Raw genomic sequence first — 14,991 nt, forward strand, 5'->3', positions numbered from 1 at the left:
CACCCAAGCAGATTGACACGGGACTTGTCAGGCCGTCCGTCCGGTTTCGACCTTCCCAACGGCGCTCTTGCTCAATAGCCTGACTCGCCATGACCCTGGATCGGGACGGGACCGCAGGCGAGATCGACCGTCCGGCCGCACCGGCCGACCAGGCCCCTCCCCCGCCGCCGCCCGACCGTCCCGGCGCCGAGGGCACGGCGTCGCGGGCCGCGAGCCGCGCCGCCGCCCGCGCCCCCGACCGTCCCGCCGCACCCGAGCCGACCGGCGATGCCGATGTGGATCTGCCCGAGCCGCGCGAGGCCCCGGACGACGAGCCTCAGGGTGTGGACGGCGAGGCGCGGAAAGCCGCGGAAACGGATGATCCGCCTGACGACGGGCCGCCGCCGGCGGAAAGGCCCGTTCAGGCGGCTGCGCAGGCCGCGCCCGCCAGACCGTTTTCGGAAACGGCGTCATCGCGTCCAGCGGAACAGCGCGAGGAGGCGGTCGAACGGCCCTTGTACCCGGCGGTGACGGACCACTCCGGCTACGCCTTCTCCGAGCGTGAATTCGCGTTCTCCGGCGTCTCCCCGGAACAGGTATGGGACATGCGGACGCAGCGCGCCCCGCTCGGAATGCGTCCCGGGCAGTGGGACGAGTGCGTCGTGGAGCTGCGTGCCGCGCTGGAGTTCGACGGTTTCGGCGATGCCGAGGTCCGGCTTCAGGGGCCGGGTGCGCGGTTCTGCTCGCAGGACCCCAGGAAATGGTTCCCGCAGAACGAGAGCGAATTGCGGGCCAAGGTCATCCAGCGTCATCGTGGCGCGTCGGACGACGAACGCCTGCGGCGGGCGGACAACGCCGTCGCGAAGTATCGGGCGGCCGGGTTCTCCCAGGAGCGGCCCAAGCCGATCACCGCGTTCTTCGACGGCATGTACAAGCTGGACGCCACCGGCGAGCCCGACTGCTACGAGTTCCAGATCGTCGACAGCGGCCGTGACCTGGAGCGGGACTCCCCGGCGCTGCGCGGCTGGGTGCGGCGCTGGGAGGCCGCCACCGGACGCGGCGTGTCGCTGGTGATCGCCGATCGCGGCCACGCGGACGCGGGCCTGCGCGAAGATGACTGGATGGTGATCGAACCGGAGCGCGAGGGGCGCGAGGGGCGCGAGGAGAAATGACACGCGTCGAGACGTATATTTCGGCGGACGTCGAAGCGGACGGCCCCATCCCCGGCCCCTATTCGATGCTCAGTTTCGGTCTCGTGGTCTGCGGGACGTTCGACGGCACCGAGTTCACGGCGTCCGACCCCGCCGAACGCACTTTCTACGCCGAGCTGAAGCCGATCAGCGACGATTTCGTCCCGGAGGCGCTGGCGGTGAGCGGCCTGGACCGCGAGCGGCTCGCCCGCGAGGGGCTCGACCCGGCGCAGGCGATGAGCGACGCGGCCGCATGGGTCAAGAAGGTCGCGGGCGGCACCCTCCCGGTTCTGGTGGCGTATCCGCTGGCCTATGACTGGATGTGGCTCTACTGGTATTGGGTGCGGTTCACGTCCCGCTCCCCGTTCGGCCATTCACGCCACCTCGACATCAAGACCCTCTACGCGGCGAAGGCCAGGGCGATGGTCGCCGAATCGACGAAGCGGCAGATGCCCGGCGCGCTGCTGTCGCGGCGCCCGCACACCCACAACGCGCGGGACGACGCGATGGAGCAGGCCGAACTGTTCCAGAACCTGATGCGCTGGGACGGTTGACATGTGGGACCTCGTCCGCGGCCTGCCGGTCTGCCGCCTGCTGGAGGTCCCCCGTCCGGGCGACGACGCGGACGGCCGCGACGAGTGGCGCGACCAGCGGCTCGCCGCGCTCGTGTCCGCCTACCACGCGGGGCGGGATCCGGTGCTGGTCGGCTGGCGGCGCGCGCGGCCGTTCGGGTCGACGGAGGTGTTCGTCGGCGGCGACGGCCTGCTCGCCGATCATGACGGGCGGTCCGCGACGCTCAGCCTCCCGGCGGGCGGGCGCGGCGCGATGCTCTCGGACGGGATCGCCGAAGACTCCATGCCCCACTGGGTGAGCATCGGCGCGATCTCGGACGGCCTGCTCGTCGACGACGACACGCCAGAAGACCCCGCGAGGCCGTCCCTGGAGGACGGTCTCCTCTCCGTGTGGGTGCAGCCGTTCGCGTGGATGCTGGTCGCCGAGCCCGTGGCCCTGGCCGAGGCCGAGCGGCTCGCCGACGAGCTGGCCGTCCGGCAGCAGCGCGCCCAGTCGATGGCGGAGCTGTCGCCGGAGGAGTCGGTCGCGGCCGTCCGGCTGGAGCGGCGGCATCGCGAGTTGCGGCAGGCCGCGACGTCCGGGCTGTGGCGGGTCCATCTGCTGGCGGGGGCGGAGACGCCGCGGGCCGCCGCCCGCGTCGCGGCGCTGGTGTGCGCGTCGGCCGATCTCAGCAGGCTGCCGTATGCGCTGGTCCCGGGCGCGCCGGGCCCGTTCGAGGCGAGCACGCAGCTGGTGGCGGCGGTCGCGCGCCCGCCCGTCCGGGAGGTCGCCGGGGTCCGGTTCGTGATGCGGCCCGAGTTCGACGTGACGCCCGAGCCGGGCGCCGCCGGTGCCACGGGCGTGGGCCTCGGGCGGGTGCTGGACCGCAACCGCCACGACGTCGGGCCGCTCTCCGTGCCGCTGTCCAGCCTGAACCGGCACACGTTCGTGTGCGGCGCGACCGGCGCGGGCAAGTCGCAGACCGTCCGGTCGCTGCTGGCGGAGGCGTCGCGGGCCGGGCTGCCGTGGCTGGTCGTCGAGCCGGCGAAGGCGGAGTACCGGCTGATGGCCGCGCGGCTCCCGGACGCGGAGGTGATCACGATCCGGCCGGGCGACACCGAGGCGATCGCCGCCGGGATCAACCCGCTCGAACCGGCGCGTGGCCCGGACGGGCGGCCGTTCCCGCTGCAGACCCACGCCGACCTGGTCCGGGCGCTGTTCCTCGCCGCGTTCGACGCCGAGGAGCCGTTCCCGCAGGTGCTGTCGGCGGCGCTGACCCGCTGCTACGAGCGGCTCGGCTGGGATCTGGCGCTCGGCGAGCCGTCCTTACCGGGGGCGTCGCCGCGCTATCCGGCGCTCGCCGATCTGCAGGACGCCGCCGAGCAGGTCGTCACCGAGATCGGCTACGGGCAGGAGATCACCGACAACGTGCGCGGGTTCATCCGGGTGCGGCTGTCCAGCCTGCGGCTCGGCACGACGGGGCGGTTCTTCGAGGGCGGCCATCCGATCGACTTCGGGGAGTTGCTCGCGCGCAACGTCGTCCTGGAGATCGAGGACGTCGGGGACGACCGCGACAAGGCGTTCCTCATGGGGACGGTGCTGGTCAGGCTGGTCGAGCATCTGCGGATGCGGCAGCGCGCGGGCGGCACGCAGGGCCTGCGGCACCTGACCGTGTTCGAGGAGGCGCACCGGCTGCTGTGCCGCAGCGAGCACGCGGGCCCGGCGTCCCACGCGGTCGAGACGTTCGCGAGCCTGCTGGCGGAGATCCGCGCGTACGGGGAGGGGCTGATCGTGGCGGAGCAGATCCCGTCCAAGCTGGTCCCGGACGTGATCAAGAACACCGCGGTGAAGATCGTCCACCGGCTGCCCGCGAAGGACGACCGGGACGCGGTCGGCGCCACCATGAACATCACGGACGCGCAGTCGCAGTTCCTGGTGACGCTCACGCCCGGCGAGGGCGCGGTGTTCACCGACGGCATGGACTACCCGCACCTGATCCGCATGCCGGACGGTTCGCACCTGGAGAAGGCCGCCGCGCCGGTGGCGTCCCCGCGCGCGCTTGTGAGCCCGCGGAGCAGCACCTGCGGGACGGACTGCCGCGAGACCCCGTGCACCCTCCGCGACATGCGGACGGCCCAGCGCGTGGTGGACGACCGTCCCGAGCTCGTCCTGTGGGCGGAGCTGGCCGCGGCGGCCCATCTGACCGGCTGGGGCCCGCCGCGCCTGACCGTCCCGCTGCTGGACGATCTGCCCGCGCGGCTCCGCGACTGCGCCATCTCGCACGCGGTCGACGCCGCCGTCGCGGCCCGTGGCGCCCCGACGCGGCTCGCCGGCCATCTCACGGCCGTCTTTCACGGACGCCACTGCGCGGACGGCGAGACGGAATACTTCGCCGTCCCGTATCGGTGGTGCCTCGTCCTAGAGGAACTGCAGCGAGCGCACCATGCGACGCCTGGCGCGGGCAGGCATCCCCAAAGCGAAGAATGGGCGTCCTTCTACAAGAGGACCATTCCCGGTGACACTCTCGCTGATCAACTCGGCCATGTCACGGCCTGGTGGGACCGCGACCAGCGTGACCTGACCACCCGCAACACCGCCCTTTGGGGAGGGACTCCGTCGGCGATCGAAACCGCTGCGGGCGCGCTTCGTACCGACAGTGACTGGCCCCTGCGTCTGCGTGAGGCGACGTCCGGTCTCGCCAACGTGGACGGACTTCTTCACAACTTCTGCACACCATCCGAGGCCGAAACTCATGCATGATGTAAATCATGGGGGTTTTGGAACAAGTGGCACCGAATCTGGTCGTGGTCCTTCAGCGGGACGCCTGGTGGATGGGCTGGAACACCCTCCTGGCCTGGATCCCGGTGGGCCTGGCCTGGGTGCTCTTCCGCGGCCGGCAGCTCTCCCGCTCACCCTTCTGGTGGGCCGGGCTCATCCTTTTCGTCCTTTTCCTGCCGAATGCGCCGTATGTCGTGACGGATCTGGTCCATCTGCGCGGCGACATCATCCACGCCGACCGCGGTGGACCCGTCGTGACCGTGATCCTTCCCGTCTACGCGCTGCTCATCGGCTCCGGATTCCTGGCCTACTACCTGGCCCTCGGCGCCGCGCTCCGGCACCTCGCGCGCATCGGCCTCGGCGCCTGGCAGGGCCGTGTCACGATCGCCGCGCACGCCGTCTGCGCCATCGGCATCTTCCTCGGCCGCTGGGCCCGGCTCAACAGCTGGGAACCGGTCGTCGACCCGCACGCCACGATCGAGCGGGTCTTCGTCCATCTGACCTGGGCCTGGGCGCCCGTGCTGATCGTCGGCACGTTCATGGTCACCTGGCTGTGCCACTTCATGACCAAGGCCATCGCCGAGGCGTCGTTCGACGCCACCGTGAAGGGCGCCCGCCGCCTCCGCGCGACGTTGCCGTCCTGACCTCCTGAACGACCATCGCCGCCCCTCGGGGTGAGGGGCGGCGGGAGCGGGTCAAGACTGTCCGGACGGCGGGCCGGGTGGCTGCTGCTGGCCCCACTGCTGCTGGCCGGGCTGGGGCGCCGCCTGCTGCGGCGGGGCCGGGTACTGCTGCGCCTGCTGCCCGTAAGCGAACCCCGGGCCCTGCCCCGGAATCTGCGGCGGGGCCGTTTTCCCTCCGGCCGCGAGCTGGAAGCCGAGCCCGACGAGAATCAGCGACAGTCCGGCGAGGGTGTAGTTGAGCATCGTCGCCAGCTGCAGCTGGATCTCGCCCTTGTCGGCATCGGATTCGTCGACCCGCGCGCCCGCAATCGTGCTGAACAAGAGCGCGAGCAGCACGATCAGGAGGCCGGCGGCGAAGAAAAGGACGAAAATAGGGCTGATCTTCTTTCCTGACATGCCGTGCACAATACTGAGAAACCGCCTGTTTCGTGGGTCAGGCCGCGTAATTGCGGACGACACGGAGCGCATCGGCGGCATGCGGCCCCTCGGCGGCGAGCGCGGTCTCCCCGGGCGCCAGCCGGCGGGCGCCGACGCGGCAGAATTCCGAAGCCGAACCGGTGATCTTCGTGGGCGCGGCCGGGTCGCCGAACGTCCAGCGCGTCCCGTCCGGGGCGGCGAGGTCGCAGAAGACGGGGACGTCCGGGAGCCCGTCGAGGGCGAGCGCGTACGGGAGCGTCCGGTGCGCCAGCCACGCCACATGCCGGATCCGGTCGGTGTCGGGGTAGGGGATGCCCAGCGGGACGGCGATGTCCTGCGCGTGGGCCCAGTGTTCGGCGAGCCTGGTCGTCGCCAGCGTGCGCGGCGACAGAGACGTCCGCACCCATGACAGTCGCGTGCCCGCGGGATGGGCGCGCAGGATCTCCGGGGACGCGTGGGCGGCCTTGCGCCAGCGGGCCAGCAGCCCGGCGGGCGGCGCCCCGCGCTCGGCGGCGACCATGTCGCCCACGACCCCGTCCACGGTCTTGTTCCCGTCCTCCGCCAGGAAGGCCGTCCCCTCCCCGATGGCCGGGTCGACGATCACCTCCTCGGTCTGCGCGAGATGCAGGACGACGTCGGAGACACTCCAGCCCTCGGCACCGGACGGCCGCGCCCACTGCTCCGGGGCAAGCGACGCCAGCATGGCGTCGAACTGGCGATACTCAGCGGCGAGATCATCGAATATGTCCACCATTCCGCCACCATACCGAATATCGTTCGGTTTAGAGGTCTTTCGCGCGAGTACCTGACCTTGACGGCGGCCGTCAACGGTCCGGGCCGAACCCGGTCACGCACAGTCATCGCCCGGGGGACGTGTTGTACCGTCCATCGAATACCCCGCGCATCGCTCCCACATCGGCAGAAGGGGACCCTGCCCATGCATGCGCCCATCCGTTTCAAACGTTCCATTCTCGCCGTCGCCGCCGCATTCACGGCGCTGGCCGTCGCGGCGCTGCCCGCGGCCACCGCCGGGGCCGAAGAGGAGGCACCGAAGGCCGCGCCCGCCCTGGCCTCCGGGGCGTACTTCAACCGGCTCGGCCAGGACGACGACAGCCTGGTCGACCATCTCGTCGACCTCATCAACGGCACCCCGGACGGCGAATCGATCGCCGGCACCGCCTACCACTTCGACGAGCCGCGCGTCACCGACGCCCTCATCAAGGCCGCCAAAGAGCGTGACGTGAAGGTCATGCTCATCACCGACTACAACGCCTACGAGAACGAGCCCGAGGTCAAGCGGCTCAAGAACGCGGTCGAAAGCCAGGACGGGGATTCCTGGGTGGTCCGCTGCCCGGCGCGAGGCAGCGGCACCGCCTGCATCGGCACCGGGGCCATGCACAACAAGTTCTTCCTGTTCTCCAAGACCGGCGGCAGCAAATGGGTCGTGTCGACCACGTCGGCGAATCTCAACGAGGGCTCGGGACGGAACCTGTTCAACAGCACCTACACCCACGTCGGTAACGAGGCGCTGTACGACCAGTACGGCTTCTACTTCAACGACCTGGGATTCGCCGTCCAGGACGAGAAGTACTACGAGAACCACCCGCCGGAGATCACCGGCAACACCAAGAGCTACTTCTACCCGCGCGCCGAGGGCGACACCGTCACCAGCACCCTGGAGGAGGTCGCCTGCCCCGGGACGATCCATGTCGGAATGTGGTCCATCAGCCGCAGTTCCCCCACCAAGGAATTGCGCAGGCTCGCCGATGAGGGCTGCAGCGTCCAGATCGTCGCCCACCACATCTACGACCAGGCGTGCGAGAACCTCACCAAGCCCGGAGACGGAAAGGTCACCCTCTACGGCTTCCGGGAGGGCAAGCCGTACATTCACCAGAAGAACATGCTGATCAACGCCACCTACACCGGCGAGCGGCACCAGGTGGTGTTCACGGGCAGCGCCAACCTCAACAACCCGTCGATACGCGAGAACGACGAGAACGTCCTCCGGATCATGGACGAGCCGCGAACCTATGAGGCGTTCGTGGGCAACTTCAACGCCATGGCCAATGAGGCCGACTACAAGGCGACCACCGAGGCCGATTGCAAGAAGCTGTTCAACGGCCAAGAGAGCTGAGCAAGGGGCGCGGGGGGGGCGGAGCCGCCCCCGCCGCGCCTATGCCCGATGCACGCCGATCCCGCTCCCACCTCGCCGAACAGCACCACGCCAGGACGCCCGCTTCTACGGGACGCTTTCCAAGCCGCGAATTTTCTGTCCCGATCCAGGGCCATGCGAAGACGATCGTTTCCCAACATTGAATTTTCCACGCTCCCGACCCTAGGGACACAGGGCCTGAGCTGCGCTTTCCGACCTTATTCGACCGACGTTCAGCAAGGCCGCCCGGCAGCGGCGAAGGCCGGGACGAATTACCCTCCCGAATCAGACATGGGTCGCGCCCGATTCGGAGCAGGACGCGGCCGACGGCTCTGCCGAAGCGAGGCCCCCCGTGAAACGTTCCCGCCGTCTGTCCCTGCTGACCGCCACGGTCGCCCTGTCGGTGCTGCCCGGCCACATGGCCGCCGCCTCCCCCGCACCGAGCGTCCCGGCCGCCGCGCCCTTCTGCTACGGCGAACCCTCGACACCGACCGCCGATATCAGCGATCTCAAATCACGCTTCAGCGCGTCGAACTGGATGCCGACCCTCCAGGAGATGTACAAGCGGCGCTGGCCCAGCGGCGAGAAGCTCGCCATCGCGCAAGCGAACGACCAGTACTGGAAGCAGTTCGTGAACACCCGGAGCTTCGAGGGCTTCGCCGAGTCGATGATGGTGGCGATCCACGAGGAGACCCACATGTGGGACCTCGACCCGTCCCGCACCCGGTGGGACGTGCACATCGCGGCCTGGATCAACGCCTCGCAGCAGGCGTCCGCCGTCCCGCTGCACGGCGGCTTCCCCCGCAAGGAGATCCTCCCGCTGATCACCGACAAGCTCAGCGACAGCATGGACGGCATTTACCTGCGCGACTCCCAGCAGGGCTCCTACAAACTGCAGGGCGTGCTGGCAGAGCAGAACGCAGGGCTGACCGGCCTACCCGCCGTGACCGTCGTGCAGGAGTACATCAAGGGCGTCGGCGCCAGCAACGCCCGCGACATCGCCGCCACGAACCTCCGCTACCTGCTGCTCTACCTGCGCGTCGCGAAGGACAAGCACCCCGACTACTGGGCCAAGATCAAGAATGAGCCGAAGCTGCGCGAGCTCGTCCTGACCCAGTTCCTGCGCACGGCGTACTGGCTGGAGAAGTCGGCCCCCTTCACCGGCAAACTCGGCAGCCCCGACGCCGACAAGATCACCGCGTCGAACTACTCGCCGGCGAACATCGCCATCCTCGAAGAATTCACCGGCGCCACCGTCCGCAAGGACACCGACAAACACTGCACCACCTGACCCCGGGTTCAAGAAGCCGGGGCACTCTCCAGCCACCCGGGAAGCGGTTCGCGGAAATCGAGCCATTCCGACGGGATGCCATCGGTCCCGGTGTGGGCGGCGATGATCCCTCCAACGATCGCGGCGGTGGTGTCCATGTCACCCCCGACCGCGACACACGCCCGAACCCCGGCCGAATAGTCGTCCAGATACCGTGCGGCCGCCCAGAGCGCGAACGGCACGGTGTCTTGGGCGGTGATGCGCGACCCGTTGCCCAGGGTCCGCGCCGCCTGTTCATGCGTCGCCTTCTCCAGGGTGCGAGCGCGTTCGAGCCCTCGCCGGACGTAGGTCCCGGGCACATGGTCAAGCGCTGCCTCGATCATGGTTCCGGCGTCACCGATGGAGGCCGCGACCGCAACGGCGATCGCGCCCGCGATTCCTTCGGCGTGACTGTGGGTGATCTCGGCCTGAAGCATGGCCTCGCCCGCGGCACGTGCCGGGTCTCCCGAGTAGTAGGCCCCCAATGGTGCGACGCGCATGGCGGCGCCATTGCCGAAGGAGCCATTCCCGCCGAAGGATTCGGCCGAGGCGATCCGCCAGGGGTGTCCGTCCCGCACGCGTTCGAGAAGCTCCAGCGCTCCGGCACCGTAGCGGCGGCCGATGTCCATGCGGGTGGCGAAGGAGGTGGCGAGCGCGTCCTGGTCGATGCGTCCGTAACGGTGCAGGCAGTCGACGACCGAGCAGGCCATTTCGGTGTCGTCGCTCCACTCCCACGGCGGCGCGGGAACGTCGGCGGCGGTCAGGTGGCGGTTGGCGTGCAGAAAGAACTGGTCACCGAATGCGTCGCCCACCGACAATCCCACTAGGGAGGCGCGCATGAGCGCGACGGAGCGTTCATTGGCATGTGCGTTTCCGTGACGGTCGTCGACCATGACAAAGCACCCTAAGCGGCCCCGAGACCTCCCGCACCGGATCACAGAACACCTGCGGCAAGAACCTTCCTCAGATAGGTTCGGGCGAATGGATCAAGACGTATTCACCTCCCCGGCATCCGGCACGCGACTCCAGCGCGTTCTCATGAGCCCGCCCGTCGGTGGCTACATCGCGCTGTGGGACGAGAACGACGTCGGGTTTTGGCGTCTTTCCGGCTCACCGCCCAGCATGATGGCTGAAGGCGCGATGATCCGGCTGGATGACGAGGCCGGCAGATACCGCGAGCTCGGCCTCCTCGACCGGGAGACCGATCTGCTGGTACTGCGCGACCGTGAGCCAGGTCCCGGGGGCACGCCCGTGGTCCAACTCATGCCGCTCACACCGGTCACGATGGACGAGGCGAGAACCGAGTCCACGCGCGGCGGAGTCACCGCGGCCGAATGGCTGGGGGATGCGGCCGGCGCCGCCGCCTCCCGTGGCGAGTCGCTGACGGTTCATCCTGGGGGCTGGCAGGGCCCCTTCCTGCCGAGCGTCGGGATCGAGGCGCTGCAGAACAGCGACGGCGCATGGCTGTCCGCGGTGCGCGCGACCCCCGTTCCGATCGGCGCCGAGTACTGGAGTGACCACCCGGCCGCGCCCGAAGCGGAGTATCAGCAGCTTGAGGCACCGGCGAGTTACGAGGCGATAAGGCTCGGCGGAGCTCTGGCCCTCACGGCGTTCATCGAGTGGGGAATTCACCCGCTCATGCTCGGTATGACGTTCGCCCCGAACTCGTACGGATCGTGGTCGTAGCCGGCTGAACGGCGGCGTGGAGGGCACGCGTACAAACAATGCATGACTTTGGGTAGCGACTTTTAGCCCCCGGGTTCACCCGATATTCAAAGATCATGTCTGTATCACGAACTTCGCCCGCCCTAACAAAGTCGTCCCAGACATTCTCTGCGTTTCTCGGCTATCCAGCAGGGGTATCGCCATGGGCGACGTCTGCTCGGGAGGCTGTTATGAAGGCGATCGTCGGCTCGGCAAGGTACCCGCCGAGCGTGGCGACACGACCTCGACGACCGGTTCCCGAATATCCTCACTATCAGTGATGGAACATTCGCCGTCATCGGTGTCGACATCACAGATGAACTTGGGCAGACTCCCCTGGGAGATGCCCGGTGCGCTCCGAACGAACGAATCGTTCAAATCGTGCGTCCCACTCTCATCGCCGCGAAGAAAGATGTCCCGGACGAATGGTGCATCGACCGCCCGAGTGGGTTCTGGACGGCAGCAAGCGGCTCACCCTGGCGGGCTTCCTCGAAGCCTTCGGCGAGTCTTGGGAACGCACCGAGCAGCGCTTCCTCAAGCTGGAGTGCTGGCAGTCGTACCAGGAGGCCGAGGGCGTCCGATCACAGGAGGCGTACCAGCGCGGTGTCTCGCTGGCCCGCCGCCTCCTGGAGGAGGAGGCGATGGGAGGAGTACTTCGACTTCCTGCTGTTCGACTCTCATACCGCTCTCATCCATGACTACGGGCCCGGACCGGTCGGCCATCAGACTGGCGGCTGGCTCATCCGGCACGCGAAAACGCTGCGTGCACTAGCCGAATCGGACATCGGGCAGGCGATCAGCCCGGTCGGCATTCTCTTCGCAGGTGCCGCGTTCCTGGGCACCACCGCCGCGCTCCTGCTGCAAGGCCGCGAACTGCGGAACCAACGTGAAGAGCTGATGCGCAGCAGCGAAGTCGCACTGCGCGAGCTGCACACCGATCTGATCAAGATGGCCAACGGGGCCGGGATTCTGGCCGCACCTGGCCAACCTGGTTTGGGTGGTCGACCTCCGACGGAAAGGGTGGGCTGCACGATTCTGCATCGCGGAAATGTGGAGACGGACATGCCTCTAGAGTTCATAGGGACCGACCCCGGTAGCGAAGAGGGCCAGTCGCCGACCGTGTTCATCGACCGCGCCAAGTGCGAGATCGTGATGCAGTCGTGGACCGCCGACGACGAAACCGTAAAGGCGGTCGAGGAACTGTTCCGGCCGGTGCCTGGTCATGAGACGGTCATCCGCGTGCCGGATCGGATGATCCCCGCGCTCCGGCTGGCGCTGGACGAATTGGAAGGGGGCGACGGAGTTGGAGAAGCTCCCCCCGCTGCTGGACCGTGAGGGCTGGACCGAGCTGTTCGGCTCGGCCGCCACAAGCCTCGACCACCTCGAACTTCGTGACGTCTATAGCGTGGACACCGAGAGCCCGGCATATCTGCACTGGCGCAAGAACCAGGACAAGCCGCGCCCTCCTCGCGAGAGCTACTGGCAGGGTCTCGTCGCCGATACCGTGGGGCGCGGTGTGATCGTTCGACGGCTTCGGGTCGTATCGCTGCCCCCGACCGACTACATCCGGTTCGAACACGCCGGCACTTGGCAGACCGTCGAAGCCGGCGAGGACGTGCGCTGGCTGCCGCGGGAGGATGCCGCGGGCCTGCTCGTGCCGTCGAACGACTTCTGGCTGACCGACCGCAAGCGGATCATGTTCAACCTCTTCGACGGCGACGGACGCCCGAACGGCAGGTTCTTGACCGAGGACATCGACTTGGCCAAGGCCACCAGCGGAGCCTTCAACGCGCTGTGGGAGCTGGCCACACCGCACAAGGAATTCGCGATCTGATCCCGGCCTGACCCCGTCCGCCATGTCGCCCAAGCAGCCCGGTCGCCTTTACCGGCCACGGCCGCCGGCAGATTCGCCCGTCCAGCAAGCCCGCAAAGCGCTCGCCGACGAGCTACGTGAGCTTCTCAAGCGGTCGGGGTCGTCCGGGGCCGAGCTGGCGCGCCGCGCCGGGTGGGATGTCTCCAAGCCCTCGAAGATCCTGACCCTCGTCACGTCGCCGAGTGTGGACGACATCCGCGCCTGGTGCGCCTTCTGCGGAGCGTCGGACCGGGCCGACGACCTCATCGAGAAGATGCTGAACGTCTCCTCGGCGTACGTCGAGTGGCGGCGGCGCGAGAGGGCGGGGTTGCGCAGCGTCCAGGAGTCCTATGTTCCGCTGTGGGAGCGCACCGAACGGTTCCGGATCTACGAGACCGGCGTCATTCCTGGAGTCCTTCAGACCGAGGGCTACGCCACGGCCATGCTGCGGACCGTCATCGCGTTCAAGAAGCTTCGGAACGATCTCCCCGAAGCCGTCGCTGCACGGCTGAAGCGCCGGCGAATCATGCGCTCAGGCGCTCGGACCTTCATCGTCCTCCTCGAAGAGGCGGCTCTCAGGGTCGGCTTCGGAGGCTCCGCCGTGATGCGCGAACAGCTCGCCCACCTGTCCGCCATCACCGAGTGGCCCAACGTTCTGCTGGGCATCATTCCCTTCACCGCGGACCGCACGGGCCGTCTCTGGGTTCCCAAGTCCTTCTGGATCTACGACGCCGAGAGAGTGATCACCGAACTCCTAACCGCCGAGGTGACCATCACCCAGCGGTCCGAAGTCGAGATCTACGAGAGCGCCTTTAACACGCTCGCCGACCTCGCCGTCTACGGCGGTGAAGCGCGCGTGCTGATCCAGGCGGCATCCGAGCACTACTCGTGAAACAGAAAGTGCTGCAAGGTTCTGCACGATGGTGGTCCGTCCGGGTTGCCCTGCGTCAAGGTCGAGTCGGGTGACATAACTCGTCCGCGATGCCTGATCCGGAGGCCCGCCCAGTGCATGAGGTCATCGTCAGCCCCTACATGGGGCGCTACGTCATGGTGAAGCCGGGGAGTAAGGCAGGCGGCACCATGCCTGCTTACCGGTACCGGGAACTCGCCGAGGCCGCCTCGGACGCACCGGCCCCGGAATGGCTGGCCGCCGCTGCGCGGGAGGCGTGGGGTGTCGAGTTGGAGGGCAAGCCGCTCTCGCCGCACGTCCTGGTGCGCGACGATCCCGGCCTCGGGTATGGGCGGGCATCGTGGGAGCTCAACCTGGGCTGCAACTACGAGTGCCCTCACTGCTACCTCGGCCTCAAGAAGTTCGAGGGGCTGGAGTGGACGGACCGCATCAAGCTCCTCCACACTCTGCGAGACGCCGGGGTGCTCTGGCTCCAGATGACGGGCGGCGAGCCCATGGTGGACCGGCTGTTCGCCGAGACCTACACCGCCGCCTACGACCTGGGCATGATGATCACGCTACTCTCCAATGGCTCGCGGCTGTTCCTGCCGGGGATTCTCGATCTGCTGGCGAACCGCCCGCCCGACCGGATCACCCTCAGTGTCTACGGCGGGACCGAAGCGGGCTACGACAAGACGACCGGCCGCAGAGGCGCGTTCCGGCTCTTCTCCAAGGGCCTGACCGCCGCGCACGAGGCTGGGCTGCCCCTCTCGCTGTCGATGATCGTGACCCAGGACAACGCGGGCGAGGCGCACCTGATGCGCGCGATGGCAGAGCAGATCGGCGTACCAATGGACGAGTACACCAACATGGTGCCCACGATCTACGGCGGGGACGAAACGCTCCCGACCCAGTCCGCCGCCCACCTGCGGAAGCGGAAGACCTTCACCGGCTGCAACGCCGGGCACACGTTCTTCCACGTCAACCCGTTCGGCAAGGCGTCCATCTGCAAGGTCGGGCGCGACCCGAACATCGACCTGATCACCGAAGGGGTCGAGGGACTGCGCGGTCTCGGCGCGATCGCCGATTCCCTGCTGCTGCGGCAGGGCGGCTGCACCGGCTGTCAGCTCCAGGGAACCTGCGGTACCTGCATGCCGCTCGTGCAGCTCTACCGCAAGGCCAAGGCCCCCTTGGCAACGTACTGCCAGCACCGAGAGAAGGAGCCAGTATGACCACCGCACCCTTTGCCGTCCCGGCCCTCCCCAAGGCGGTCGAGCCGTCCGCCATGACTCTCGCCGTCCCGGCCGTGCCGGTCGTGGTCGAGCCGCCCGGCATCACCCTGGTCGCCAACGTCGACGACCTGTCGGAGGGCAACCTGTGCTCCTGCGCGGCCGGGGACGACAATCCCTTCTAGCGCCCCCGCCCGACCCTGAAGAGGCCCCGGACCGTTTCGGCGATCCGGGGCCTCGCCATATGGGGCGCTCGC

At 68.5% G+C, this 14,991-nt stretch carries 16 protein-coding genes; 13 read left to right on the plus strand and 3 right to left on the minus strand.

What is annotated here, in order from left to right:
* Positions 1–89 precede the first annotated feature (89 nt).
* From ACH34S_RS17985 to ACH34S_RS18000, 4 genes are read left to right on the plus strand one after another with little or no spacing between them, the layout of a single operon-like run.
* Positions 90–1,151, plus strand: coding sequence for a hypothetical protein (locus ACH34S_RS17985; RefSeq protein WP_395953794.1), 1,062 nt, complete (start codon positions 90–92; stop codon positions 1,149–1,151).
* Positions 1,148–1,723 carry an exonuclease gene (locus ACH34S_RS17990; protein WP_395953795.1) on the plus strand — a complete coding sequence of 192 codons (576 nt, stop codon included), beginning with the start codon at positions 1,148–1,150 and terminating at the stop codon, positions 1,721–1,723. Before ACH34S_RS17985 ends, ACH34S_RS17990 begins: the two co-directional genes overlap by 4 nt.
* A gap of 1 nt (position 1,724) precedes the next feature.
* The gene (locus tag ACH34S_RS17995) at positions 1,725–4,481 is read left to right on the plus strand and encodes an ATP-binding protein (RefSeq protein ID WP_395953796.1); all 2,757 of its coding nucleotides are present in this window, start codon (positions 1,725–1,727) and stop codon (positions 4,479–4,481) included.
* Between the two features lie 8 nt (positions 4,482–4,489).
* Positions 4,490–5,143 (plus strand): DUF1361 domain-containing protein, encoded by a 654-nt coding sequence (locus ACH34S_RS18000; protein WP_395953797.1) that lies wholly within the window; start codon positions 4,490–4,492, stop codon positions 5,141–5,143.
* Between the two features lie 51 nt (positions 5,144–5,194).
* Here ACH34S_RS18000 and ACH34S_RS18005 read toward each other — a convergent pair whose 3' ends face one another.
* Together ACH34S_RS18005 and ACH34S_RS18010 are read right to left on the minus strand one after the other, a co-directional pair.
* Positions 5,195–5,578, minus strand: a complete 384-nt coding sequence (locus ACH34S_RS18005) for a hypothetical protein (RefSeq protein WP_395953798.1) — start codon at positions 5,576–5,578, stop codon at positions 5,195–5,197.
* A gap of 37 nt (positions 5,579–5,615) precedes the next feature.
* Positions 5,616–6,353, minus strand: a complete 738-nt coding sequence (locus tag ACH34S_RS18010) for a maleylpyruvate isomerase family mycothiol-dependent enzyme (protein WP_395953799.1) — start codon at positions 6,351–6,353, stop codon at positions 5,616–5,618.
* Between the two features lie 183 nt (positions 6,354–6,536).
* Between ACH34S_RS18010 and ACH34S_RS18015 the strand changes: the two genes are divergently transcribed.
* The gene (locus ACH34S_RS18015) at positions 6,537–7,733 is read left to right on the plus strand and encodes a phosphatidylserine/phosphatidylglycerophosphate/cardiolipin synthase family protein (protein WP_395953800.1); all 1,197 of its coding nucleotides are present in this window, start codon (positions 6,537–6,539) and stop codon (positions 7,731–7,733) included.
* Positions 7,734–8,103: 370 nt separating this feature from the next.
* The gene (locus ACH34S_RS18020; protein ID WP_395953801.1) at positions 8,104–9,042 is read left to right on the plus strand and encodes a hypothetical protein; all 939 of its coding nucleotides are present in this window, start codon (positions 8,104–8,106) and stop codon (positions 9,040–9,042) included.
* A gap of 8 nt (positions 9,043–9,050) precedes the next feature.
* On the opposite strand, the gene ACH34S_RS18025 is transcribed toward ACH34S_RS18020, so the two are convergent.
* Positions 9,051–9,953, minus strand: a complete 903-nt coding sequence (locus ACH34S_RS18025; RefSeq protein ID WP_395953802.1) for an ADP-ribosylglycohydrolase family protein — start codon at positions 9,951–9,953, stop codon at positions 9,051–9,053.
* Between the two features lie 145 nt (positions 9,954–10,098).
* Between ACH34S_RS18025 and ACH34S_RS18030 the strand changes: the two genes are divergently transcribed.
* From ACH34S_RS18030 to ACH34S_RS18060, 7 genes are all read left to right on the plus strand, one after another.
* Positions 10,099–10,746, plus strand: a complete 648-nt coding sequence (locus tag ACH34S_RS18030) for a hypothetical protein (protein ID WP_395953803.1) — start codon at positions 10,099–10,101, stop codon at positions 10,744–10,746.
* Positions 10,747–11,189: 443 nt separating this feature from the next.
* On the plus strand, positions 11,190–11,462 hold the full coding sequence (locus tag ACH34S_RS18035; protein WP_395953804.1) for a hypothetical protein: 273 nt from the start codon (positions 11,190–11,192) through the stop codon (positions 11,460–11,462).
* Positions 11,368–12,099: a hypothetical protein gene (locus ACH34S_RS18040; protein WP_395953805.1), complete on the plus strand. Its 732-nt coding sequence runs from the start codon at positions 11,368–11,370 to the stop codon at positions 12,097–12,099. The genes ACH34S_RS18035 and ACH34S_RS18040 overlap by 95 nt, the downstream gene beginning before the upstream one ends.
* The gene (locus ACH34S_RS18045; RefSeq protein ID WP_395953806.1) at positions 12,068–12,598 is read left to right on the plus strand and encodes a DUF6879 family protein; all 531 of its coding nucleotides are present in this window, start codon (positions 12,068–12,070) and stop codon (positions 12,596–12,598) included. The genes ACH34S_RS18040 and ACH34S_RS18045 overlap by 32 nt, the downstream gene beginning before the upstream one ends.
* Before the next feature lie 22 nt (positions 12,599–12,620).
* The gene (locus ACH34S_RS18050; protein ID WP_395953807.1) at positions 12,621–13,508 is read left to right on the plus strand and encodes a helix-turn-helix domain-containing protein; all 888 of its coding nucleotides are present in this window, start codon (positions 12,621–12,623) and stop codon (positions 13,506–13,508) included.
* An 89-nt stretch (positions 13,509–13,597) separates the two neighbouring features.
* Positions 13,598–14,737 (plus strand): radical SAM protein, encoded by a 1,140-nt coding sequence (locus tag ACH34S_RS18055; protein WP_395953808.1) that lies wholly within the window; start codon positions 13,598–13,600, stop codon positions 14,735–14,737.
* On the plus strand, positions 14,734–14,919 hold the full coding sequence (locus tag ACH34S_RS18060; RefSeq protein WP_395953809.1) for a hypothetical protein: 186 nt from the start codon (positions 14,734–14,736) through the stop codon (positions 14,917–14,919). The genes ACH34S_RS18055 and ACH34S_RS18060 overlap by 4 nt, the downstream gene beginning before the upstream one ends.
* Positions 14,920–14,991 lie beyond the last annotated feature (72 nt).

The organism is Actinomadura sp. 3N508 (assembly GCF_044326375.1).
Taxonomy (GTDB): domain Bacteria; phylum Actinomycetota; class Actinomycetes; order Streptosporangiales; family Streptosporangiaceae; genus Spirillospora.